The 23977-nt window shown below is 73.9% G+C and carries 11 protein-coding genes and 2 pseudogenes; 6 read left to right on the forward strand and 7 right to left on the reverse strand.

The window, feature by feature from the left end; genetic code table 11:
- Positions 1 to 65: 65 nt before the first annotated feature.
- Positions 66 to 3752, reverse strand: coding sequence for a bifunctional glycosyltransferase/CDP-glycerol:glycerophosphate glycerophosphotransferase (locus JT723_RS31875; RefSeq protein ID WP_205048347.1), 3687 nt, complete (start codon positions 3750 to 3752; stop codon positions 66 to 68).
- Between the two features lie 188 nt (positions 3753 to 3940).
- On the opposite strand from JT723_RS31875, the gene JT723_RS31880 reads away from it, so the two are divergent.
- The gene (locus JT723_RS31880; protein WP_205048348.1) at positions 3941 to 6202 is read left to right on the forward strand and encodes a bifunctional glycosyltransferase/CDP-glycerol:glycerophosphate glycerophosphotransferase; all 2262 of its coding nucleotides are present in this window, start codon (positions 3941 to 3943) and stop codon (positions 6200 to 6202) included.
- A gap of 182 nt (positions 6203 to 6384) precedes the next feature.
- Here JT723_RS31880 and JT723_RS31885 read toward each other — a convergent pair whose 3' ends face one another.
- From JT723_RS31885 to JT723_RS31910, 6 genes are all read right to left on the reverse strand, one after another.
- Positions 6385 to 8619 carry a bifunctional glycosyltransferase/CDP-glycerol:glycerophosphate glycerophosphotransferase gene (locus JT723_RS31885; RefSeq protein ID WP_205048349.1) on the reverse strand — a complete coding sequence of 745 codons (2235 nt, stop codon included), beginning with the start codon at positions 8617 to 8619 and terminating at the stop codon, positions 6385 to 6387.
- A 107-nt stretch (positions 8620 to 8726) separates the two neighbouring features.
- Entirely contained in the window at positions 8727 to 9683 is a 957-nt protein-coding gene (locus tag JT723_RS31890) for a class I SAM-dependent methyltransferase (protein ID WP_205048350.1), read from the reverse strand.
- Positions 9684 to 9809: 126 nt separating this feature from the next.
- Complete coding sequence (locus JT723_RS31895; protein WP_205048351.1) at positions 9810 to 10733, reverse strand: carbohydrate ABC transporter permease; 924 nt, start codon at positions 10731 to 10733, stop codon at positions 9810 to 9812.
- Positions 10730 to 12010 carry a carbohydrate ABC transporter permease gene (locus JT723_RS31900; protein ID WP_205048352.1) on the reverse strand — a complete coding sequence of 427 codons (1281 nt, stop codon included), beginning with the start codon at positions 12008 to 12010 and terminating at the stop codon, positions 10730 to 10732. Before JT723_RS31900 ends, JT723_RS31895 begins: the two co-directional genes overlap by 4 nt.
- Before the next feature lie 119 nt (positions 12011 to 12129).
- Positions 12130 to 13524 carry an ABC transporter substrate-binding protein gene (locus tag JT723_RS31905; RefSeq protein ID WP_205048353.1) on the reverse strand — a complete coding sequence of 465 codons (1395 nt, stop codon included), beginning with the start codon at positions 13522 to 13524 and terminating at the stop codon, positions 12130 to 12132.
- A gap of 542 nt (positions 13525 to 14066) precedes the next feature.
- Complete coding sequence (locus JT723_RS31910) at positions 14067 to 17393, reverse strand: FtsK/SpoIIIE domain-containing protein (protein ID WP_205048354.1); 3327 nt, start codon at positions 17391 to 17393, stop codon at positions 14067 to 14069.
- A 610-nt stretch (positions 17394 to 18003) separates the two neighbouring features.
- On the opposite strand from JT723_RS31910, the gene JT723_RS31915 reads away from it, so the two are divergent.
- The 5 genes and pseudogenes from JT723_RS31915 to JT723_RS35595 all read left to right on the forward strand — a co-directional run.
- The gene (locus JT723_RS31915) at positions 18004 to 19842 is read left to right on the forward strand and encodes a serine/threonine-protein kinase (protein ID WP_205048355.1); all 1839 of its coding nucleotides are present in this window, start codon (positions 18004 to 18006) and stop codon (positions 19840 to 19842) included.
- A gap of 194 nt (positions 19843 to 20036) precedes the next feature.
- Positions 20037 to 21311, forward strand: a pseudogene (locus JT723_RS35590) (serine/threonine-protein kinase); the annotation flags it as partial.
- Between the two features lie 102 nt (positions 21312 to 21413).
- Positions 21414 to 22232 carry a DUF8189 domain-containing protein gene (locus tag JT723_RS36630; RefSeq protein ID WP_504819072.1) on the forward strand — a complete coding sequence of 273 codons (819 nt, stop codon included), beginning with the start codon at positions 21414 to 21416 and terminating at the stop codon, positions 22230 to 22232.
- Positions 22233 to 22341: 109 nt separating this feature from the next.
- Positions 22342 to 23460, forward strand: coding sequence for a peptide chain release factor 2 (gene prfB, locus JT723_RS31925; protein ID WP_205048357.1), 1119 nt, complete (start codon positions 22342 to 22344; stop codon positions 23458 to 23460).
- Between the two features lie 240 nt (positions 23461 to 23700).
- Positions 23701 to 23977: pseudogene (locus JT723_RS35595) on the forward strand (hypothetical protein); the annotation flags it as partial.

Here is a 23977-nt window from a genome sequence, read left to right on the forward strand (position 1 = left end):
GTGGCGGCCTCCTGGTGGTCCTGGGGGTCCTGCGGGTACGTCCTGCTGGGGGCGGCCCCGTTTCATCAGATGCGCGGTCCGCGCAGAATCAGGTCCGCCACGCGGGAGGCGGCGCGGCCGTCGTCCAGATGGCAGAAGGCGGCCCTGAAGGCGTCATATGCCGCCGTGTGCGCCCGTACCGCCGCCGCCGGGTCGCGCAGCGCGGCGGCGAGTTCCCCGGTGGTGGACAGCAGCGGCCCCGGTGCCTGCGCCTCGAAGTCGAAGGCGAAGCCGCGCAGGGTGTCCCGCATGTGGGCGAGGTCGGGGGTGTGCAGCAGGATCGGGCGGCCGGTCACCGCGAAGTCGGCGAGCAGCGAGGAGTAGTCGGTGACCAGGACGTCGGCGGCGAGCAGCAGTTCGGCCAGGTCCGGGTACGCGGACACGTCGCGTACGAAGCCGCCGGCCGGCACCGTGTCGGCGACCAGCGGGTGCGCGCGCACCAGCAGCACATGGGTGCCGCCGAGTTCCGCCTCAAGGGCGGCCAGGTCCGCGGCCAGGTGGAGCCGCTGGTGGGCGGCGTCGTACGCCTCGTCGTCGCGCACGGTCGGCGCGTACAGCACGACGGTGCGGCCGCCTGGCAGGCCGAGCCGGGCGCGTACGTCCTCGGCGACCTTGTCGCGGTCCTCGCCGCTGAGCAGGTCGGTGCGCGGCAGCCCGGTCTCGGCGACCTCGCCGTCGAAGGCCAGGGCGCGCCGCAGCACGGGGGTGCTCTGCGCGTTCGGCGAGAGCAGGACGGTCCACTGGCCGCCGAGCCGCGGCTGCGGCCACATGTGGGTGAGGTCGGCGCACAGGGTGCCCGCCAGGTCCTGGCCGAAGTTCTTGACGGGGGTGCCGTGCCAGGTCTGCACCACGTGCTGGCCGTCGCGGCGGCGGAAGAAGGCGGGCAGGTGGGTGTTGGTGACGATGTGCCGGCTGCGGGCCAGCGCCTCGTACCAGGCGTGGCTGCCGAGCACCACGGAGCGGGCGGCGGCCGGCACCGGGACGGTGCGGTCGGCGACCACCCACAGGTGGTCGAGGGCGGCGCCGCGCCGCACCAGCTCCTCGTGCACGGCACGCGGCGAGTCGTCGCAGCGGCGGCCGTCGAAGCTGCTGTAGAGGACGGTGCCGGTGAGCGGGCGGCGGGCGAGCACGGGGTAGCGGCGCTCGCGGAGCATGCGCTGCCGGTACGGGCCGCGGTCCGCGGCGGGGACGGCGGAGCCGGCGGCGACGAAGAGGTGGTCGTGGAAGCGGCGGTCCAGCCGCAGCGGGCGCGACCCGTCGCCGGTCCCGGCCTCCAGCGGCAGTCCGGCCATCGCCTGCGGCGCGACCCGGACGGGGGAGTCGGTGCCGCCGGCCCGCAGGTGCAGGTACCAGCGCCCTGCGTGCGGCAGCGCGCCGGCGTCCACGGCGGCGGAGAACCGCCCGCTGCCGCCTTCCACGACCACATCGGCTCCGGTCTCGGCCCCGTACGTGCCGTGCCGCAGCATCAGCCGTACGCCTTCGCCGCCGCCGGCGGCGTCGGCGGGGAGTTCACCGGAGACGAGCAGGGTGCCGTCGGGGGTGAAGGACACGGCCTCGGCGACGGCCTGCGGGGTGCGGTCGCGCAGCACGAGGTTGCCGGCGGCGGTGCCCTCGACGGACAGTTCGCGCGGGCGCGGCTCGCCGGTCCGCCCGTCGGGCGGCAGCGCATAGCGGCCCGGGGGGATGGCGCGGTCGAGGCTGAGGCGGGCGCAACCGCCGTCGGGGAAGACGGCCTCGGCGGTCCAGGTCGCCGTGGTCTCCGGGGCGACCTCCTTGGGCAGCCCGGTCATCGCGGGCCGCGCCCCGCCGAGCGCGTCGAGCGCCACGTCGGCGGTCAGCGCGGTCCAGCCGCCGGAAGCCTGACCTGCGCCCGAGCCGGAAGCCGGACCTGCGCCGGAGCCGGAGCCGGGACCGGAGCCCGGATCGGCACCCGATCGGGCGCCCGATCCCGCGCCCGACCCGGAGTCGGGGCGCGAGCCGCCCGTGTCACCCGAACCGCCGGAGGCGTTCGCGGGGGTCAGCGGGTGGTCCACGACGGCGCCGGTCGTCTGCTGGGTGAGGCGCAGGCCGACCGGCAGGGTGCGGTCGCGGACCGCGAGACCGAGCCGCAACAGCCCGTCGCCTGCGGCGTGGTGGCCGGTCAGCCGCCGGGTGACCGGCTCGACCGACAGGTGCAGGCGGCCGTCCTTGTACCAGGGCACCAGGCGGGTGTCGTCGTCCAGCGGGAAGGGCACGGGCGAGGAGCCGGCGCCCGCCTCCGCGGCGCGCAGCGCGGCCGGGCGGACCGCGGCGGCGCCGGCCACCACGATGCCGACCCGCCACTGCGCCGGCTTCCAGCCGCCGCCGGTGCGCAGCCGCGCCGGGTCGACGGTGATCTCGAAGCCCGACCAGTCGTAGCAGTGCCGCTCCTGGGTCTGCTCGTCGGTGACGTCGGCGGCCCGCACGGTGCGCACCGGCAGCAGCAGCCTGCGCCGCCCGCAGGTGGCGACCGCGGTCTTGAGGGAGGAGCGGCGGGTGCGGGCGTCGACGTTGCGGATGTAGGCGTAGCCCTTGAGCACGAGCTTGCCGTCGCGCCACTCCAGGTCGCGCAGCCGGGCGACGACCGGCAGGTCGCTGGCGCCGGTCGTGGTGGCGGCCCGGGACAGCGGCACCGGCGAGCCGTCGGGGCGTACGACGACGGCGCGTTTGCGCAGCGGCGGCCCTGCGAGGTCGAAGACCGTACGGCCGCCCTGGCGTTCGTGGCGGAGCACGTCGAGGAGGTCGTCGAGCCTGCCCTCCCGGATCAGCTCCCAGCGCAGCCGCAGCTCCACGGGCAGGCCCGGGTAGAGGGTGGGGTCGACGCGGCTGAGGTAGTCGCCGGCCCGGTCCATGAAGACCCGGTGGTATTCGGGTCCTGCCATCGGCAGGGCCTCGATGAAGTACAGCAGGTCGTCGGTGAGGACGGACCGGTCGTAGTCCCGCTTGTGGCTGCTCCAGCGGGTGTTGGCCGGGTCGGCGAGGAAGCGGGAGACCCCGTCGACGGCGGCGATCCGGTCGGTCACGCCCTTGACGTCGGTGCGCCGCCGGGTGATCGAGCCCTCCCTGATCCGCCAGTAGTACACGTGCTCGTGCAGCACGTCGACGGCGTCGGCGAGGAAGTGCGCCGGGATCGTCAGCGGCGTGTCCTCGTACAGCACCCCTTCGGGGAAGGCGAGTTCGTGCTTGTCCCAGAAGGTGCGGCGGAAGACCTTGTTCCAGGCCACCCGGTCGGACAGCAGGCCGAGGTCGCGGGTGATGTGGGTGCGGCTGACGGTCCTGGTCATGCCGCGGTGCTGCCAGGCCTGGCTGCGGCCGGCGGTCGTCAGCCGGTAGACGTTCCCGGTGGCGAAGTCCGAGCCGGACCGGTCGAGCAGCCCGGTGAGCTGCTCGTACGCGCGCGGCGGCAGCACGTCGTCGCTGTCGGCGAAGGTCAGGTAGGACGTTGCGGGGTCGGCGTTGCGCGCACCGGTGTTGCGGGCGTGGCCGAGGCCGCCGTTGTCCTGGGAGACCAGCCGGAAGCGCGGGTCGCCGGCGGCGAACGCGCGCGCGATGTCCGCACTGGCGTCCGTCGAACCGTCGTCCACCATCACCACGTCGAGTTCTGCCAGTGTCTGCGCGGCGATGGACCGCAGGCACTCCTCCAGGTACTGCTCGACGTTGTAGACGGGGACGACGACGGTCAGTCGGGGCGTCATGGGGGGACAACGCTCCTTTCGGGACGGCGGTGGCAGACCATGCCGTGTGTTCAACTCGCCGCGCCCGCAGCGGTCACCGAAGGTAGGCCGAACGAGCGACACGGCAGTGCAGATCGACACAGCGTGCGCGGCCAATTACCCTCGGACGTTATCCCGTGCCGGTAACCACCGATCTGTCCAGGATGGTCATGCCCCGTTTCAGCGTCGTCGTTCCCGCCCACCGGGCGCAGGGCTTTCTGCGCCCCTGCCTGGAGTCCGTACTCGGCCAAGCAGGACTCGACCGGTCCGGGGGCGATGTCGAGGTCATCGCCGTCGACGACGCCTCGCCCGACGCGTGCGGCGCGATCATCGACGACCTCGCCGCCGCCGACCCGCGCGTCGTGCCCGTGCACCTGGACCTCGCCGGCGGCACGGGGAAGGCCAGGGACGCGGGCGCCGCCCGCGCCACCGGCGACTACCTGCTCTTCCTCGACGCCGACGACCTCATGGCACCGGGCACCCTCGCGGCCCTCGACGCCAGGCTCGGCCGTACCGGCGACCCCGACGTGCTGCTCTTCGACCACGAGCGCTTCACCGTGTGGGAGAACGTCCAGGAAAGCGGCGACGGCGACTTCCTGGCCGCCGCGGGAACCCGCGTCTTCACCGCCGCCGACCTGCCCGACTGCCTGGCCTGCTACCCGGCCGCCTGGAACCGGGCGGTCCGCAGGGACCACTGGACCTCCCACGGCTTCGCCTTCGGCGACGCCCCCTACGCCGATGTCGCCGTCGCCACCCGGCTGCTCACCGCCGCCGCCCGCATCGCCTGCCTCGACCGGGTGTGCGTGCGCTGGCGCAAACGCCGCTCCGGCAGCCTCACCACCACCCGCGGCGCCCACCACCTGGCCGTACTCGACCGCTACGAGGAGCTGTTCGCCGACCCGGCCCTGCCGGGGGAGGCCGGGCGGGCCGCGCTGTACGGGCAGATGGCCGCGCTGCTGATGGCCGTCGGCGAGGACCGGCTCACCCCCGACGCGGCACCCGACTTCGTCCGCAGGGCCGGCCGGCTGCTCACCGACCACCGCCCCGCCGGCTGGACCGCACCGGAACCCAAGGAGGCCCGCTGGGTCAGGGCCGCCGGCACCGGCTCCTACGGCCGCTACCGCGCGGCCCTGGGCGGACGGGCGCTGGCCATGCAGGTCGTCAAGAAGGCCAGGGCACGCAAGAACGGCCTGGCCCGCTCCCTCTACCAGCGCTACTACCGGCTCCGGCTGCGCCGCCCCGTCGACCGCAACCTGGTGCTCTACGCGGCCTACTGGAACCGCGGGGTCTCCTGCAACCCGGCCGCGATCTACCGCAAGGCCGCCGAGATCGCACCGCACCTGCACGGCGTGTGGGTCGTCAACAAGCGCGACCGGGACGCGCTGCCGCCCGGCACCGACCACGTCGTCGTCAACTCCCGGCGCTACTGGGACGTCCTGGCCAGGGCCGGCTACCTCGTCAACAACGCGAACTTCACCGGGAACGTCACCAAGCGCCCCGAGCAGACGTATGTGCAGACCCACCACGGCACACCGCTCAAGCACATGGGCATGGACCTGCGGGCCAGGCCCGCCGTCGGCAAGGGCATGAGCTTCGGGCGGCTCCTGGACCACGCCGACCAGTGGGACTACTCGCTCGTCCCCAACCAGCACTCAGCCGAGGTCTTCGACCGGGTCTACCCCAGCGGCTACCGCACCCTGCCCAGCGGCTACCCGCGCAACGACGTCTTCTACACCTCGGGCCCGGACGACGTCCGCCGCGCCCGCCAGGCCCTCGGGCTCGCCCTCGGCACCACGGCGATCCTCTACGCCCCCACCCACCGCGACTACCAGCGCGATTTCGTCCTCCCGCTGGACCTGGAGCGGCTCGCCCGCGAACTCGGACCCGGGTACACGCTGCTCGTGCGGGCGCACTACTTCTACGGGCAGAGCCCGCAGCTCGAAGAGCTGCATCAGGCAGGCACGATCGTGGACGTGTCCGCCCACCCCTGCGTGGAGGACCTGTGCCTCGCCTCCGACGCGCTGGTCACCGACTTCTCGTCGCTGATGTTCGACTACGCCAACCTCGACCGGCCGATCGTCGTCCACGCCGCCGACTGGGCGGCCTACCGGGCGGCCCGGGGCGTCTACTTCGACCTGCTCTCCGGCCGGCCCGGCGAGACGCCCGGGGCTGTCGCCGTCGACGAGACGTCCCTGGCCGAGGTCTTCCGCGACGGCGAGTGGAACTCACCGGCCGCCGCCGCGTTGCGGGCCGCCTTCCGTACGCGGTTCTGTTCCTACGACGACGGGCTCGCGGCGGAACGGGTGGTCCGTCGCGTCTTCCTGGGGGAGGAGGGCCTCCTCCCCTACCGCCCCCTCCCCGACCGCCATCCGGCGCCGTCCCCGGCCACCCTCACCACCCCCGCCCCGACCCCGGCGGTCCCGGCACCCTGAGGTGACTGCCACTTGCCGTGGCGTTGCTTTCTTCCCGCCCGTCCGGGCGGGGCGCGCAGTTCCCCGCGCCCCTCAAAAACGCTCACCCTGCGAGAAGAGGGCACCTATCAGGGGCGCGGGGAACTGCGCGACCAGCTACCCACGCACCGAAAGGTGCAGGCTCACAGCAAGTGGCACCCCCCTCAGGGAAGAGGACGCGCGGCCGGGCGGGGCGGGAGATGGTGCGGCGGAGCTGCTGGGTGGCGGTCGGGGAGGGGGACGACGGAGGGCAACCCCCCGTCCTCCCGGAGGAACACGCGGCGGACCACCCGTTCCGCCGCGTGCCCGTCGTCGTAGGGGCAGAAGCGCGCCCGGAAGGCCGCGCGGAGCTGGGCGGCGCGCGGCCCGGACCAGGACCCCGTCGCCAGGATGTCGGTCAGCTCCTCCTGGGTGCGGGCCACCAGGCCCGGCGGGTGCGCGGTCACGTCGAAGTACACGCCCCGGGTGGCCCGGTAGGTGTCCCAGTCGGCGACGTGCAGCACGACGGGCCGGTCGAGCCCGGCGTAGTCGAACATCAGTGACGAGTAGTCGGTGACCAGCCCGTCGGAGGCGAGGCACAGCTCCTCGACGCTGGGGTGCGCGGAGACGTCGATGATGCGCGGGTGCACCGGTCCCGCCCCCGGCGGGTAGAGGTAGTGCGTGCGCAGCAGCAGCACCACACCGGGACCCAGCTCCTCCGCGAGCCGCGGCAGGTCGAGCGCGGGCAGGTACCCGCTCTGGTAGTCGCGGTGGGTGGGCGCGTACAGCAGTGCCGTCGCGGTGCGCGGGACGCCGAGGCCGTCCCGTAGCGCCAGCACGTCCTCGGGGGTGGCCCGGTGGAAGACGTCGGTGCGCGGCTGGCCGTATTCGAGGCAGGTGAAGGCGGAGGGGTAGGCGCGCTCCCAGACCAGGCTGGAGTGCCGGCTGGCGGAGACGCTGTAGTCCCAGCGGTCGACGTGCCGCAGCATCCGTTCGAAGTCCATGCCGTGTGCGGCGGCGGGGTGTTGCATCAGGTCGACGCCCATGTGCTTGAGCGGGGTGCCGTGGTGGGTCTGCACGTTGGTCTGGCCGGGCCGCTTGGCGTAGCGGTGGTGGAAGTTGACGTTGCTGACCAGGTAGGAGGCGCGGGCCATGGCCTTCCAGTAGCCGGCGGACCCGGGCTGCAGCCGGGTGACGCCGGACGGCAGGGTGTGCGCGTACTCCTCGGTGGTGACCCATGCGGTCCGCATGTGCGGGGCGAGTTCGCGCAGGGTGCCCTCGATGGCGGCGGGGTTGCAGGCGTAACCGCGGTCCCAGTAGGCGGAGAAGACCGCGAGGTCGGGGTCGAGCGGCCGGCGCCGCTGGAGCAGGTAGTAGGCGTGCAGGGCGGCGTCCCGCAGCCGTCCGCCGGCCGCCCTGGCCCGCCGTGCGGTACGCAGCCGCAGCCGGTGCAGGCCGCCGAGTGCCTGGAAGGTGCGCCGGGCGCCGAGCGCGACGAGCAGGTAGCGCACCCCGCTGCGCCGGCCCAGCGCGAAGCCGAAGCCGTCGGGGCGCAGCTTGCGGTACTGAGCCCGGCAGCGTCTGAAGTACTCGGGGCGGGAGGAGCGGGGCAGCCGGTCGGGCAGGTTGAAGACGGTGGTGAGGTGGTCGAGCATCCGGCGGAAGAGGACGGTGCGCCAGCGTTCCAGGTCGGGTCGGCTGTCGAGGAAGGCGAACAGCAGGTCGTACTGCCGGAAGATCTCGAAGTGCCGGCGGCTGGTGGTGTGCAGGATGCCCCGCTTGCGGCGCTGCCGGTAGTGCACGCACACCTGGTCGAGCAGGGCGATCGTCTCCGCGGCCATCAGCAGCGGGTACGTCCACGGGGTGTCCTCGTAGTAGCCGGCCGGGAAGGCGACCCCGACCTTGGCCAGGAAGTCCCGCCGGTAGGCCTTGTTCCAGGCGACCATGATCAGCCGCAGCAGCCCGGGGTGTTCGTCGAGGGAGAAGACCTCGGGGCCGGTCTGTGCGAGCAGCGCGCTGAACTGGTTGCGCTCGGCCTCGCCGTTCCAGTACGTGCGGTCGTAGTCGAAGATCAGCAGGTCGGGCTGGCCCGTCGCGTCGATCCTGGCCGCGACGGACGCCAGTGCGCCGGGGGCGTAGGTGTCGTCGCTGTCGAGGAAGAGCACGTAGTCGCCGGTGGCCCGGGCCAGCCCCGCGTTGCGGGCCATGCCCAGGCCCACGTTCTCCGCGAGGTGCAGGACGCTCACCCGGCGGTCGCGGGCCGCGTAGGCGTCGGCGATCTCGCCGCTGCCGTCGGGCGAGCAGTCGTCCACCACGATCAGCTCGAAGTCGCCGAAGGACTGGCCGAGCACGGAGTCCAGGCAGGCGTGCAGGTACGCCTGCACGTGGTAGACGGGCACGATGACGCTGAAGCGGGGCACAGCAGCACATCCAGGTTCGGCCGGGGACACAGGACACTACGACCACATCCGCGGTAAATGCGGTGTGTGACGCTATATATCCTGCGAACGCGCGGCCGCCCCGCTGGTTACGCCTGGTGGCGGAGCGCGGCACGAAGCCTTACGAAGCCTTTGGACACGAACGGCGGCAGCACGTTGAGCGCCAGCCGGCGCATCGGTGAGCGCCGGCGGACCGCGGGCGCCGGCTGCTCCGTCCGGGGGGCGGGTGCGGGCTGCACGGCGGCGGCCGGCGGCGGCTCCTCGCGGCGGTGCCGGGACTGCGGGTGGGCCGGCGGCACCGTCTTGGTGCCCTTGACCCGCACCAGGCGGTCGCCCGCCACGTCCTCGACGCCGTGCCACAGGTCGTCGCGGCCGGCCAGGAACTCCAGCAGCTGCTCGCGCACCGGCGCCGGGTCGCCCCATGTGCCGTACAGCTTGGTGCCGGTCACGCACACCGGGTTGAGGCCGCCGGTGGCGACCGCCTCCCAGACCGCGGCGGCCACCCCCGGGCAGTGCTCGGAGCGGTAGTCGTCGAGGGCGACGATGCCGTGCGGGTGCAGCAGCGAGCGGGTGTCCTCGATGTCGCCGCGTACGTGCTCGTACAGGTGCGAGCCGTCGATGTGGGCGAAGCGGCAGCTGGCGGCCTGCACCCGGTCCCGAACCAGGGACGACAGGCCCTGGACCACCTCGGGCAGCTCGTCGTGGAAGGACAGGTAATTCGACTCGAACGAGCGACGGGTGAGCGTCGGGTAGGAGTACCGCATCTCCGCGGAGTTCGCGTCGTCCTGCGCCGGGGAATCGAACAGGTCGCAGACCGTGAAGGTGTCGCCCTCGCGCAGGTAGCTGCCCATGAAGATCGCGCTCTTGCCCATGTAGGCGCCGATCTCCAGCAGGTCGCCCGGCTCTGTCAGGTCGTTCTGGCGGGTCAGGAACCAGTCGAAGAGCACCTGGTCGGCGGGGAAGAACCAGCCCTTGACCTCGTCGAGCGAGGTCGGCTCGGGAAGCTCCTCGCCGGCCGGATCCGATGCGGTGGAGGTGAGCGTCATGGGGATCCGTTCGAAGGGTGGGAGCCGCCGGACGGAGCGGCTCCCGGTTGCGGGGGGCGTCAGTGTAAACGCCCCCCGCGGCCGGAATTGTCCGCTGCGTCACCCCCGCGTGGCGCGGCCCCGCACCTACTTCACGGCGCCCGCCATCACCCCGGACACGAACTGCCGCTGGAAGGCGAAGAAGACCGCCAGCGGGATCACCATCGACACGAAGGCGCCGGGCGCCAGGATGTCGATGTTGTTGCCGAACTGCCTGACCTGCTGCTGCAGGGCCACCGTGACGGGCTGCGAGTTGCTGTCGGCGAAGATCAGCGCGACCAGCATGTCGTTCCACACCCACAGGAACTGGAAGATGCCCAGCGACGCGATCGCCGGCCCGCCCAGCGGCATCACCACCCGGGTGAACAGCCGCAGCTCGCCCGCGCCGTCCAGCCGGGCGGCCTCCAGCAGCTCGCGCGGGATCTCCGCGAAGAAGTTCCGCAGCAGGAAGATCGCGAAGGGCAGCCCGAAGGCGGTGTGGAAGAGCACCACCCCGGAGATGTCACCGAAGATCCCGATGTCGCCGAAGAGCTTCGCCACCGGGATGAGCGCCACCTGCACCGGCACGACCAGCATCGCCACCACGGCGATGAACCACCAGTCGCGGCCGGGGAAGTCCATCCAGGCGAAGGCGTAGCCGGCCAGCGCCCCGATCACCACCACCAGCAGCGTCGCGGGGATGGTGATCAGCGCGGTGTTCACCAGCGAGTCGGTGATGGCGTGGTTGTCCAGCAGGGTGCGGTAGTTGGTGACCGTCAGCTGCGAGGGCGAGGTGAAGACCTTCCACCAGCCGCTCGACGAGATGTCCACCGGGGTCCGCAGGCTGGACAGCAGCAGGCCCACCGTCGGCAGCAGCCAGAACAGGCCCACCACCAGCAGCACGACCCGCACCAGTCCGCCGCCGGCCAGCGCCGCCAGCCGCGAGCCCAGGCTCTCCCTGGGCCGTACCGCCGCCGGCCGGTCCGCGCTCTGCTGCGGCACCGCAGGCCCCGCGGTCGCGTCCGCGCTCATCGCCGTCCCTCCCTGCGCAGCCGCCGGATGTTGAAGATCATGACCGGCAGCACCAGCAGCAGCAGGATCACACCGATCGCACTGCCGACGCCCTGGTCGTCACCGCCGCCGAACGACGACAGGTACAGCTGCAGCGCCAGCACGTTGGCGTTCTGCTGGGAGCTGCTCGGCGCGATGATGTAGACCAGGTCGAAGATCTTCAGCACGTTGATCATCAGCGTGACGGTGACCACCACCAGCACCGGCGCGAGCAGCGGCACGGTGATCCGGCGGAAGACCTGCCACTCGTTGGCCCCGTCCACCCGGGCCTGCTCCATCAGCTCCCGCGGCACCCCGGCCAGGCCCGCCGCGATCAGCACCATCGCGAAACCGGCCCACATCCAGATGTACGACGCGATGATCGACGGCGTCACCAGGCTCGGGCCGAGCCAGTTGATGCCCTCGTACTTGCCGGAGAAGTTCGAGGCGGGCAGCCGCAGCTGGGCGCCGACCGCCGCCGCGGGCAGCTTGTACGTGCCGTCCTTGCCGGACTTCGCCGACGCGACGACCTTGCCGTCCTTGACCGCCTGCACCTTCACACCCGACAGCGCCTTCTCGCCCGGGTCGATCACCCCGGGCTTGCCGGTGCCGCCCGGCCGGAAGTCCAGCCACACCGTGCCGGTCACCACCCCCGGCTGCGGGGACGCCGGCCTGGCGTCCTGCGCGCCCGCCGGCACCTTGTTCTGCGGGATGCCCACCAGCGGCAGGTCGGCGGGAGTGCCCGCGGCCGCCGCGGACTTCGAGGTGAAGGAGCCGCCCGCGCTCGGCGCCAGATCGCTGTTGGGCCGCGGCCTGGCCCCCGGGTAGGCGGCGTTGTCGGTGAAGGTGTCGTGCACCGCCACCACCACCGCGTTCGCCACACCCTGCGAGGGGTCCTGCTCGTAGACCAGCCGGAAGATGATCCCGGCGGCCAGCATCGAGATCGCCATCGGCATGAAGACGATCAGCTTGAACACCGTGCCCCAGCGCACCTTCTCGGTGAGCACCGCGAACACCAGGCCCAGCGCGGTCGCCACGGTCGGCGCGACCACCACCCAGACCACGTTGTTGCGGACCGCGGTGAGGATGCCGTGGTCGCTGAAGACCGTCCCGAAGTTCTTCAGCCCGATGAAGGCGCTGCCGTCCGCGTCGTACAGGCTGCGCTTGATGGTGTAGACGATCGGATACGCCACCAGCGCGCCCAGCAGCACCAGCGCGGGCAGCAGGAACACCGCGGCCACCCACGGCCGGGTGCCCATCACACTGCGACGGGGACCGGATCCCTTGCCGGGACCCGGCGGGGGCGCGGCGGCGGCGGACGAACCGCCGCCCCCCGCCCCCGCGGTGGCACCAGCCACCTGTGCCGGGGCCACGTGCCTCAGCTCCCGTACGCCTTGGCGGCGTCCGCCTCCAGCTTCGCCTGCGCACCCGCCACGTCGGAGGGCTTGACGAGGAAGTCCTGGAGGTCCTTCCACTCGCCCTCGCCCTTCGTACCGCCGAAGGCGGCCGGCGCCTGGTCCGACATGTCGAACCGGAAGTCGTCACCCGCGGCGATCAGCGACTTGGCGATGTTGCGCTGCACGTCGTCCGGGTACGCCGCCAGGTCCAGCGACTTGTTCGGCGACAGGTAACCGCCGCCCTGCGCCCAGATCTTGGCCGCGTCCGTCGACGCGATGAAGGTCAGCAGCGCCTGCGCGCCCGGCCCGTCCTTGAGCGCCACGCCCACGTCACCGCCGCTGACCACCGGCGCCTTGCCGGTGCCGACCGCGGGGAAGGGGAACTCCTTGGCGTCCGTGCCGACCTTCGCCTTGGTGTTGGCCGAGATGAACGCCGAGACGAAGTCCGCCTCGTAGACCATCGCCGCGGCAGGCGGGTTGCCGGTGAAGGTCTGCACCACCGACTTCGGGAAGTCGGTGCCCAGCGCGCCCTTCGGGCCGCCCGCGAGGAGGTCCTTGTTGCCGAACAGCTGGCCCAGCGTGGTCAGCGCGTCCTTCACCGAGGGGTCGGTCCACTTGATCTTGTGCGCGGCCAGCTGGTCGTACTTGGCCGGCCCGGCCTGCGACAGGTAGATGTTCTCGAACCAGTCCGTCAGCGTCCAGCCGTCCGCGCCGCCCACCGACACCGGCGGCGTACCCGACTCGAAGACGGTCTCGGCGGTCTTCAGGAAGTCCGCCCACGTCTTCGGCTCCGTCGCCCCCGCGTTGCTGAACGCCGCGGTGTTGTACCAGATCATCGACTTGTTCGAGACCTTGGCGTAGACGCCGTACTGCTTGCCCTTCCACGCGCCCAACTGCTGCCAGCCCGTGGAGAAGTTCTTGCTCAACTGGGCCTGGGCTTCGGGACCCAGCGGCTTGAGCCAGCCCTTGTCGGCGAACTGGTGCAGAACCCCGTTCTGCGCCAGGAACGCCACGTCCGGCGGGGCGCCGCCCTGGATCTTCGTGCCGAGGAAGGTCGACTGGCTGTCGCCCGTCGGCACGAACGTGGTCTTCGCACCGGTGCGCTTGTCGAACTCGTCCAGCACCTTCTGGAAGTTCTTCTGCTCAGGCCCCGTCCACACCGCGGCCACTTCCAGCTTCTGGCCGTGCAGGTCGGGCAGTTGCAGGGCGTCACCGCCGCCGGACGCCGACGACGCAGTCGTCGGCGCGCTGCTCTTCTTGTCCCCGTCGTCACTGCCGCCCCCGCCGCACGCTGCGGCGGTCAGCGCCAGGGCTGACGCCGATACGACGGCGAGCGCTATGCGCGTAGTCCGCGTCCTCGCAGTTAACCTCAGCATCTCGCATCCCCTCCATCCCGTGGCGTCCTGTCCTACGCCGCTCCCCTCCCCCCCGGCAACCCCAAGCGCACGCAGCCCTCCGCAATGTGACCCCGTCGTGATCTTGCCCCAAACCTGCGGTTCGCTTGCCTGTCGGGGTACGTGGCGGGTTGCGCACGCAATCCCCCGCGCCCCTTCGGTGGTTGCCACTTGCTGTGGCGTTGCTTCTCCCCGTCCGTCCGGGCCGGGCGCGCAGTTCCCCGCGCCCCTGAAAAACGCTCACCCTGCGCGCAGAGGGCACCCCTCAGGGGGCGCTGGGGTACCCCAGGCGAACCTCGGGGGCGGAACTGCGCGCGCAACCACGACGGCGGGAGAGGCGGGCAACCCCCCAGGGGTGCGGGGAACTGCGCGCCCAGCCCGGACGGTGGGGAAGGCGACCGCTCGCCGCAGGTGGCGCCCACCGAAGGGGTGCGGGGAACTGCGCGCCCAGCCCACGTGCACCGACAGGTGAAAGCGCACCGCAAGTGGCAATCACCCGGCGCCCCGCAGGGGTAGAGGGCGGGTCAGAGCGAACTGACCTCATTGGCACGCTCAAGCGCGCTGGCCAGAAGCGCGAGATCCGTCGGCCCGTTCCCGAGTTCACGGACCTGCCGCCGGGCCGGCGGATCCCCCATCCGCTCCCATTCGAGGCCCACCACGGTGGGCCGAAGCGTCGCCGTCCGCGGAATCCGCCCGCTGACCCGCCCGGCCTGGAAGGCCGTCACCGCCCCACCGGGGCGCCGCAGGTAGCCGCGGCCGGGCACGGCCTCGTCGAGGCCGGCCGGGTCCTCGACGTGCACGAGCAGCGCCGCGGACTCGGTGTCGGGCATCCGCAGCGCCACCCGCAGCGGCGCCCGCTCGTCCGCGTCGGTGCCCGCGGTCCGCTCGGGCCGCCCGGTGGCGGTGACGAGGTGGACGCCGAGCCGTTCGCCGTCGCGGGCGACCGCCTCGACCGCCCGGACGACGCTGCCGGCCGCGGGCCGCCCGGGGGCGCCGAGGGCCGGCGCGACGAGCGCGTCGAAGTCGTCGACGAGGACGACGAGCCGGGGCAGTGCGGGCGCCTCCGGCGCCTCGGGCACTTCCGTACCGGCGGGCCGCCCGCCCTGGTGCGGCACGCTCGCGGTGACGAGCCGCTCCGCGTGCCACGTGGCGAACGCCTTCCCGCCGAGGACCTGTTCGCGCCGTTTGAGTTCCGCGGTCAGCGCCTGCGCGAACTCCCGCATGCGGACGGGGTCGGAGGCGACCAGGTGGGTGCTGACGTGCGGCAGGTCGGCGCAGCCGGCGAGGCCCTCGCCGCGCTCCTGCCCTGCGCCGTCGAGCAGGATCAGCGCGAGGCGCTCGGGCCGCTCGCCGGCGGCCAGCGCCGCCGCGACGGACCGCAGCAGCTCGGTCTTGCCGGCGCCCTGCGCGCCGCCGACGACCATGTGCGGCCCTTCGGCGACCAGGTCGACGGCGACCCGGCCGCCCGTTCCCGCGCCCGCGCCGGACCCGAGCACGGCCACCGCGCAGGGCGACGCGGGAGGTGCGGCGGCCCAGCGGGCGGCGATCTTCGCCGGGGTGGCGAGCGCCAGGTCCAGTTCGTCCAGCAGCCGTACGGACGCGGGCAGGGCGTGCCGGGAGCCGGCACCGGGTGCGTCCGCGTCGGCCTCGCGCAGCGGCGCCAGCGCCCGGGCGAAGTGCTCGGCCCAGGCGGCGGACACCGCGTCCAGCACGACCTCGTCGGCGCCGCCCTCCTCCGCACGGCCCGCCGCGGCGGACTGCCCCGCCGGCTCGACCCGCAGTGTCGTGGTGACGTCACCGGACAGCCGGGCGACCACCCCGGTGTCGACGGCGGGGTGCTCGCCCGGCTCGGTCAGGCACAGTACGTGGACGCCGACGGCGGGGCCGGCCGCGGCTATCCGCGCGACGGTGCCGCGCAGCGCGGCAGACCCGGGGTCGCCGTCGACCACCAGCAGGGCGTACGGCCCCTGGTGCCCGCCGGCCGCGGGGCCTTCCTCGATCCTGCGCAGCAGTTCCGCGGTGCGGGCCTGGGCCTGGTCGTGGTCGAAGGCCAGCAGCAGCCGGCAGTCCTGACCGCGGGAGGGGCGTACGTGCGGCAGCCAGTTCAGCCATGACCACTCCTCGGCCCGCTGGTCCGCGGGCCTGGTGCGGTCGGCGCTGAGCAGCACCACTTCGAGGGCGGTGGGGGAGTGCAGGGCGCACAGCTGGGCGAGCACGGCGCGGGCGAGGCCGGCCAGCCGGGGCCGCGGCCCGGCCAGGGTCAGTGCGGCGGTGCGCGGGTCGCGCAGGTCGACGGTGAAGGGCACCCCTGCCAGCCGCCGGGTGCCGGACTCCGAGGGCAGGTCGGCGGTGCCGAGCCGCACGGTCAGCGCGTCGGGGTGCTCGGGGGCGCGCTCCCACAGTCGCCTGCCGGGGCCGAGCGCGGTGAGCAGCACGGCCGCCGGGTCGGGCCAGCGCTCGCGCAGCGCGTCGGCCTCGCCGCCGACGTACGCGTCGTCGCCGTCGCCGTCGCCGCGGCCCGGGCCGCCGAGCCGCCGCCTGGCCCAGGCTCCTATCGAGCCGACGACGCCGCTGCGCCCGCCGCCGCCCGTGCCGGGCCGCCTGGCCTGCCCGGTGTCCCGTCGGCCGCCGGCGCCACCGCCGAGGGTGTCGGCCACGGCTCCCTTGCGGGGGCCGCGCCTGCCGGTGCCGCCGTCGGGCGGTATGGGTGCCCCTTCGGCCGGGGGCACGGCCGCACCGCCACCGCCGAGGGTGTCGGCCAGGGCGCCTTTGCGCGGGCTGCGCCTGCCGGTGCCGTCGTCCGGATGCCCGGGCACGACCGGCGTGCCGGTCGCCCCCTCGGCCAACTGCGCGCCGGCACCGGAGCCGTCGGCCGAAGCAGCCCGGCGACCGGAGTCGGGGTGCCCGGTGGCCGCGTCATGCCCCGCCGCCGGGTGTCCCGGCTCGTCCGCGCCGCCGGCCCTGCCGCGCGCCTCAGGCCCGCCGCCCGCCCCGGGTGCGTCGGGGCGGCCGCCTGCGCCGGCGGCGCTGCCGTCAGCTGTCAGGTGCTCTCCGTGCTCCCTCCGCGGACTGCCGCCGGCCGAGGCGCCGGCGTCGGCCGCCGCGCCGTCCCGGGGCGCGGGGATCGTCGCGGGGGTGTGCTGCGGGCGGGCGGGCGAGGGGGCGTCGCGCAGGGACACCCGCAGGTGCCCGTCGGCGTCGGGCACGGCAAGGAGGGTGGGCGCCGCGGGGGAGCCGGCCGGCTCCAGGCGCAGCGTCGACTCACCCAGGTGGAGCAACGCCCCCGGGGGCAGCGGCACCGGCTGCGGGCCGACCGCCCGCCCGCTCAGCGCCGTACCGTTCGTGGAGCCCAGGTCGGCGACGGTGAGGCCGCCGTCGGGGCCGAAGGCGACCTCGCAGTGCAGCCGGGAGACGTCCGGGTCGTCCAGCGGCACGTCGGCGTCGGCCGACCGCCCGATCGTGGCCCGGCCGCCGGGCAGCAGGTGGACGCCGCCCGCGTCGGGGCCGCCGACGACCAGCAGCCGCGCCACGTCCGCGGCGGGGCTGCCGTACTCGCCGAAGCTGCCGTACTGCCCGTGGTCGTGCGGCCCCGCGGGTGCGTTCAGCGCCAGGACGGCGCCGTCGACCAGCGGCGGCACCCCCAGCACCGCGGTGGGCGGCACGCGGTCCCGGCCGACGTAGAGCGCGACGGAGGACCCGGCGGAGCGGCCCGGCTGCCCCGATCCCGCGGCCGAGGCGAGGGCGCCGGCCACCGAGCCCAGCACGGTGCCCGCGGGCGCGGTCACGAGCACGTCGCTGCCGCGTGCTGCCCGGCCGCTGCGCGGCCCGAGGACGGTCAGCCGGATCTGCATCTCGTCCGCGGTCCCTTCTTCCCGGGCGCGCGGCGGGAAGGCCCTCCCCGACGCGCACGAGCGCGTTGACACTGACACCTGCGACGGCTGCGGACAGCCGCCACGACCTCCGCCCGCGCACCGGTCTGGACCGAGATCCGGCGGCGCGCAGGCACGGACGGCGGGGCCGCCCCCGCTGCCCCCACCGGACCGTACGGGTGCATCCTCCCACCCGCCACCGACATCATGACGCCGGTACCACCCCCGGTGATCTTGCCAGGGCGCGTACCGCGCCGCTCAGCGCCTTCCCGCGGCCCGCGGGTCCGATGCGGCGGGGCCGGAAGTGACCGATTCCTGCGGTTCCGCGACCGCTTCCGTGCCCCTTCCCTGCCCCTTCCCTGCCCGTTCCCTGCCCTGTTCCCGCGATGCCCCGACCGTACGGCGTCCGCTCCGCGGCGCAAACCGGCGGAAGCTGTTCCGCTTGCGACCGCGCAACCACATGCCCCTTCCCGGCGTCCTACCCGGGAATCCCGGCGCCGCCGCCCGGCCACGGCCCGCCGCGCGGCACTACGCTTGGCCGGAATCGGGCACCGGACGGCAGCCCGGTCACTACGGAGCAGGGAGCGCAAGAGTGCGGCCGGTAGGCAGCAAATACCTCCTGGAGGAGCCGCTCGGACGCGGCGCCACCGGCACCGTCTGGCGTGCCCAGGTGCGCGACGAGGCGGGCAGCACGGTCGCCGTCAAGGTGCTCAAGGAGGAGCTGGCCGGCGACCCGGACGTGGTGATGCGCTTCCTGCGGGAGCGCTCGGTGCTGCTGCGGCTGCGCCACCCGCACATCGTGCGGGTCCGCGACCTGGTCGTCGAGGGCGACCTGCTGGCCCTGGTCATGGACCTTGTCGACGGCCCCGACCTGCACCGCTACCTGCGCGAGAACGGCCCTTTCACGCCGGTCGCCGCCGCCCTGCTGACCGCGGCCGTCGCCGACGCGCTCGCCGCCAGCCACGCCGACGGCGTCGTTCACCGCGACCTGAAGCCCGCCAACGTGCTGCTCGCCACCCTCACGGGTGAGGACGGCGACGAGCGGATGCACCCGATGCTCACCGACTTCGGCATCGCGCGCCTCGCGGACTCGCCGGGCGTGACCCGTACCCACGAGTTCGTCGGCACACCCGCCTACGTGGCACCGGAGTCCGCACAGGGCCGCCCGCAGACCTCCGCGGTCGACATCTACGGCGCCGGCATCCTGCTGTACGAGCTGGTCACCGGCCGGGTGCCCTTCCAGGGCGAGAACGCCATCGAGGTGCTGCAGGCGCACCTGAACCAGCAGCCGCGCCGCCCCAGCACCGTCCCAGAACCGCTGTGGACGGTCATCGAGCGCTGCCTGCGCAAGGAGCCCGCGCAGCGGCCCAGCGCCGACAGCCTGGCCCGCGCGCTGCGGGTGGTCGCGGCGGGCGTCGGCGTGCACGCCACTCCCGCGGCGGCCGAGGCCGCGCTCGGGGTGGGCGCGCTGCTCGCCCCCGACGAGACCCCGACCCTGGTGCCGGGCACCGGCCAGGGCGCCGCTCAGGGCGCGGGCGGCGGCAGCGGCGACGCCGACCCCACGCAGGTGCTGCCGCACGGGCAGAGCGGCGGCTCCTACGACCCGAACGCGGCGACCAGTGTGCTGCCCTCGGAGGGCGCGAACCGGCCCGCCGCCGACGGCACCCGCGTCCTGCCGCCCGTGCCCGGCGGGCAGCCGGGCGGCCAGCAGAGCGGGCAGCAGGGTCCGCACCCGTGGGAGTCCCAGCTCAGCGCCGCCCGGCAGCGCAACGACCAGACCGAGGCGCGCTACCTGCCGCCCGAGATGGACCCGCTCTTCCGCCGCCCGCGCCGCCAGCCGGGCCAGCCCGCCCAGCCCGAGGGCCAGGGCCGGCCGGGCTACGGCTACCCGCAGCAGCAGTACCCGCAGCAGCAGCGCCAGCAGGGCGGCGGCCAGGGCTACGGCTATCCCCAGCAGCAGTCGGGACCCCCGCAGCAGCCGCGCTACCAGCAGCCGCCGCAGCAGCCCGCGCAGCAACAGCCCCGCTACCAGCAGCCGCAGCCGCAGCGCTACGAGCCGCAGCAGCGCCCGCCGGCCGCCCCCGAGCCGCCCCGGCAGCACGAGCCGCGGCGGCGCAGCGCCAACCCGGTCAAGATCCCGGGCCTGGGCTGCCTCAAGGGCTGCCTGACGGTGATCCTGGTGATGGTCGTGCTGTTCGTCATCGTCTGGTACACCACCCCGCTGCCCCACTGGGTCGACAGCACCCGCAACCTGTGGGACGCGACGTCGAGTTGGGCGCACTCGGCGTGGGACAAGCTCTCCTCGATCACCGGCGACTCCGGCGGCGGCCAGGGCGACAACACCCCCAACCCGCTCAACACCCCCGACCTGAACGGCATCACGGGGCAGAACGGACTCGGCGGACTCAACGGGCTGAACGGGAACGGCTGACCGCCGCCGCGCACGCACTCGTACACCCATGTCGGCGCCCACCTTGGGGATTTGTCGACTTCCGAAGGGTGATTTCTCGTGCAGAACGCCTACTCACCGGTCCCGCGTACCCCGAACGGCTCCGCTTCCGCGTAGCTTTGTCGGCAACGCTTGGTCGCCCACGCGACGGACCGCCGGAGGAGTCGGAGCAAGCCTTGGCCAGGAAGATCGGCAGCCGCTACACCGCCCACCAGGTGCTCGGGCGGGGATCCGCGGGCACGGTGTGGCTCGGTGACGGCCCCGAGGGACCGGTCGCCATCAAGCTGCTGCGCGAGGACCTGGCCTCCGACCAGGACCTGGTCGGCCGCTTCGTCCAGGAGCGCACCGCGCTGCTCTCCCTCGACGACCCGCACATCGTCGGCATCCGCGACCTGGTCGTCGACGGCACCGACCTCGCCCTGGTCATGGACCTGGTCCGCGGCACCGACCTGCGCTCCCGGCTCGAACGCGAACGGCGGCTCGCCCCCGAGGCCGCCGTCGCCATCGCCGCCGACGTCGCCGACGGGCTCGCCGCCGCCCACGCCGCCGGCGTCGTCCACCGCGACGTCAAGCCCGAGAACGTGCTGCTCGACTCCGCCGCCCCCGCGGGACCCGGCGGCGCACCGCCCGCCCTGCTCACCGACTTCGGCATCGCCCGCCTGGTCGACTCACCCCGCCGCACCCGCGCCACCCGCATCATCGGCACCCCCGACTACCTGGCCCCCGAGATCATCGAAGGCCTCCCGCCGCGCGCCTCCGTCGACATCTACGCGCTGGCCACCGTCCTGTACGAGCTGCTCGGCGGCTTCACCCCCTTCGGCGGCGGCCACCCCGGCGCGGTCCTGCGCCGGCATGTGACCGAGGCCGTGGAACCGCTGCCAGGACTGCCCGCCGACCTCGACCGCATCCTCACCGCATGCCTGGCCAAGGCCCCCGCCTCCCGGCTCACCGCAGGCGAGCTGGCCGCCCGGCTGCGCGACCTGCTGCCGCAGCTCGCCGGACTGCCCGCGCTGGACATCGCCGCACCCGGCGAGACCGGTGAGCAGGGCGGTTACGCCGACAGCGCCGCCGAACCGCCGCCCGCCGCCGTGCCGCCCGCCCCGCCCGCACCCCCCGGCGGCGACCGCAGGCGCGGGGCCGTACCGCTGGTGCGTGGCGCCGCCCCCGACTCCAGCCGGGACACCCACACCAGCATCAAACTGCCCACCGCCGAGGAACTGGCCGGCTTCGGCGCCTCCTCCCGCGGCACGGGCAAAGGCCGCGCCTCCGCCCCCGGGCGCCCCGCCAGCCCCCGGCACCGCGCCGTCTCCGACGCCGTGCGGCAGCGCCGTATCCGCTTCGCCGCCGCGGCAGCCGCCGCCCTCGCCGTCGCCGGGATCGGCGGCTGGAGCATCGCCTCGGCCGGCGGCTCCGGCTCCGCCGGCACCGGCACCTCGCGCGACGACACCCCGCCCACCACGGACCCCGCCGCGAGCACCCGCCACGCCACCACGCCCACCGCCCCCACCGCGGCCGCCGACGCACCGCAGAGCCGCACCGGGCAGGCCATCGCGCTGCCGCAGTGGTCCGCCTTCCAGGGCGTGCCCGCCGCCGGCGTCCCCCTGGTCGGCGGCCCGCGCGCCCTCGTCGCGGGCGGCGCCACGTACGTCTTCGCCCGCGGCCAGGACAAGAACATCTGGTACGTGGTCCGCGACGGCTCCGGCTACGGCCCCTGGCACAAGCTCAGCGGCATAAACGTCGCCGACGACCCCGCCGCGGTCTCCGCAAGGCCCGGCCGCATCGACCTGTTCGCCCTCGGCACCGACGGCCTGCTCTACCGCAGGACCATGACCGGCGCCCACTGGAACTCCTGGTCCCAGGTCGACGAGCGCACCCACTTCGACGCCGCCCCCGCCGCCGCCTCCTCCGAACCCGGCAGGATCGACCTGGTCGGCCGGGTCGGCGGCGACCTGGTGACCGCCTCCCTGGTCGGCAGCCGCTGGAACGCCTGGGCCGTCGTCCCCACCGCGGGCCGCATCACCGCCGCCCCCGCCCTGGTCTCCCGCGCCCGCGGCACCCTCGACGCCTTCGTCGTCCGCAAGGCCGACGGCGCCGTGCTCCAGCTCCCCTACTCCGGCGGCGCCTGGCGCCCCTCCACCGTCGTCCAGGGCCTCGACGCCACCGCCCGGCCCGACGCCGTCGCCGCCGGAGGCCGGCTCTACGCCTTCGCGCCCGGCGCCCAGGCCGCCGTCGCCCCCGACGCCGACTGGTCCACCGCCCCGCTCCCGGGCACACCCACCGCCCTGGGCGCCGCCGCGGCCACACCGCACACGCTGGAGATATTCACCCGCACCCCGTCCGGCACCCTCAGCCGGGCCACCGCCTCGGTATGACCCGGGCCGCCCCGGGCCGTCCCGCGCCCTTGCGCCCGGGGGAGGCGGGAAGTCGCCACCGCCGCCGCAGCCGGGACGGTAACTTTCGGCCAGCCGGTAGGCTGGACCCGTGGCAATCGTCGATGTATCCGAAGAACTGAAATCCCTGTCCTCGACCATGGGGTCGATCGAGGCCGTCCTCGACCTCGACCGGATGCGGAACGACATCGCCGCACTTGAGGAGCAGGCCGCAGCCCCGTCCCTGTGGGACGACCCCGACAACGCGCAGAAGATCACCAGCCGGCTCTCCCACCTGCAGGCGGAGCTGAGGAAGACCGAGACGCTGCGCGGCCGTATCGACGACCTCGGGGTGCTCTTCGAGCTCGCCGAGGCCGAGGACGACGCCGACACCCGCGCCGAGGCCGAGGCCGAGCTGGAGGACGTCCGCAAGGCCCTGGACGAGATGGAGGTCAGGACCCTGCTGTCGGGCGAGTACGACGCCCGCGAGGCCCTGGTCAACATCCGCGCCGAGGCCGGCGGCGTCGACGCGGCCGACTTCGCCGAGCAGCTCCAGCGCATGTACCTGCGCTGGGCCGAGCGCCACGGCTACTCCACCGAGGTCTACGAGACCTCCTACGCGGAAGAGGCCGGCATCAAGTCGACCACCTTCGTGGTCAAGGCCCCCTACGCGTACGGCACCCTCTCCGTCGAACAGGGCACCCACCGCATGGTGCGGATCTCCCCCTTCGACAACCAGGGCCGCCGCCAGACCTCCTTCGCCGGCGTCGAGGTCCTCCCCGTCGTCGAGCAGAGCGACCACGTCGAGATCGACGAGTCCGAACTGCGCGTCGACGTCTACCGCGCCTCGGGACCCGGCGGCCAGGGCGTCAACACCACCGACTCCGCCGTCCGCATCACCCACATCCCCACCGGCATCGTCGTCTCCTGCCAGAACGAGCGCTCCCAGATCCAGAACAAGGCCAGCGCCATGAACGTCCTCCAGGCCAAGCTGCTCGAACGCCGCCGCCAGGAGGAGCAGGCCCTGATGGACTCCCTCGGCAAGAGCGACGGCGGCAACTCCTGGGGCAACCAGATGCGTTCGTACGTCCTGCACCCCTACCAGATGGTCAAGGACCTGCGCACCGACCACGAGGTCGGCAACCCGCAGGGCGTCCTCGACGGCGACATCGACGGCTTCATCGAGGCGGGCATCCGCTGGCGCAAGTCCCGCGAGAAGACCGCCGCCTGACCTGCCGTGACGTTCCTCATGTCACAGTGCTGTGCAGAAGTGCCGGGCACACAGGGGTAATGCGGACATTGTGTGCTTAATGGCCTTGACGGCCCCCGGGAAAGCCGCGAGGGTGATGCGCGGCATGCGCATGTTTGAGGCGTCAGCGCACGGGGGCGAGCGTTGAAGATTCCCTCCAGTGACACACCCTCGCCTCGCGCGCGCGGCACGAAGCAGACATCTACTGGGGGTAATTGACTCATGAGCAAGCGCAACACGCGGCTGCGTGTCGCCCGCATAGCCGCGGCGGCCGTCATAGCCGGCGGCGCCTCCCTCACGGCAGTGGGCGCGGCCCAGGCGATCACGCCGAACAGCTCGTCCCCGTCGTCCCCGTCGCCCGCGATCCGATCCCTGGACGACCCGACCGACCCGCTGAGCGGTGCGATCGGCAACGGCGGGACCGAGAACGGTGGCACCGAGAACGGCGGGACCGAGAACGGCGGGACCGAGAACGGCGGGACCGAGAACGGCGGGACCG

Origin of the sequence: Actinacidiphila bryophytorum, assembly GCF_016916835.1 — a bacterium.
GTDB lineage: Bacteria > Actinomycetota > Actinomycetes > Streptomycetales > Streptomycetaceae > Actinacidiphila > Actinacidiphila bryophytorum.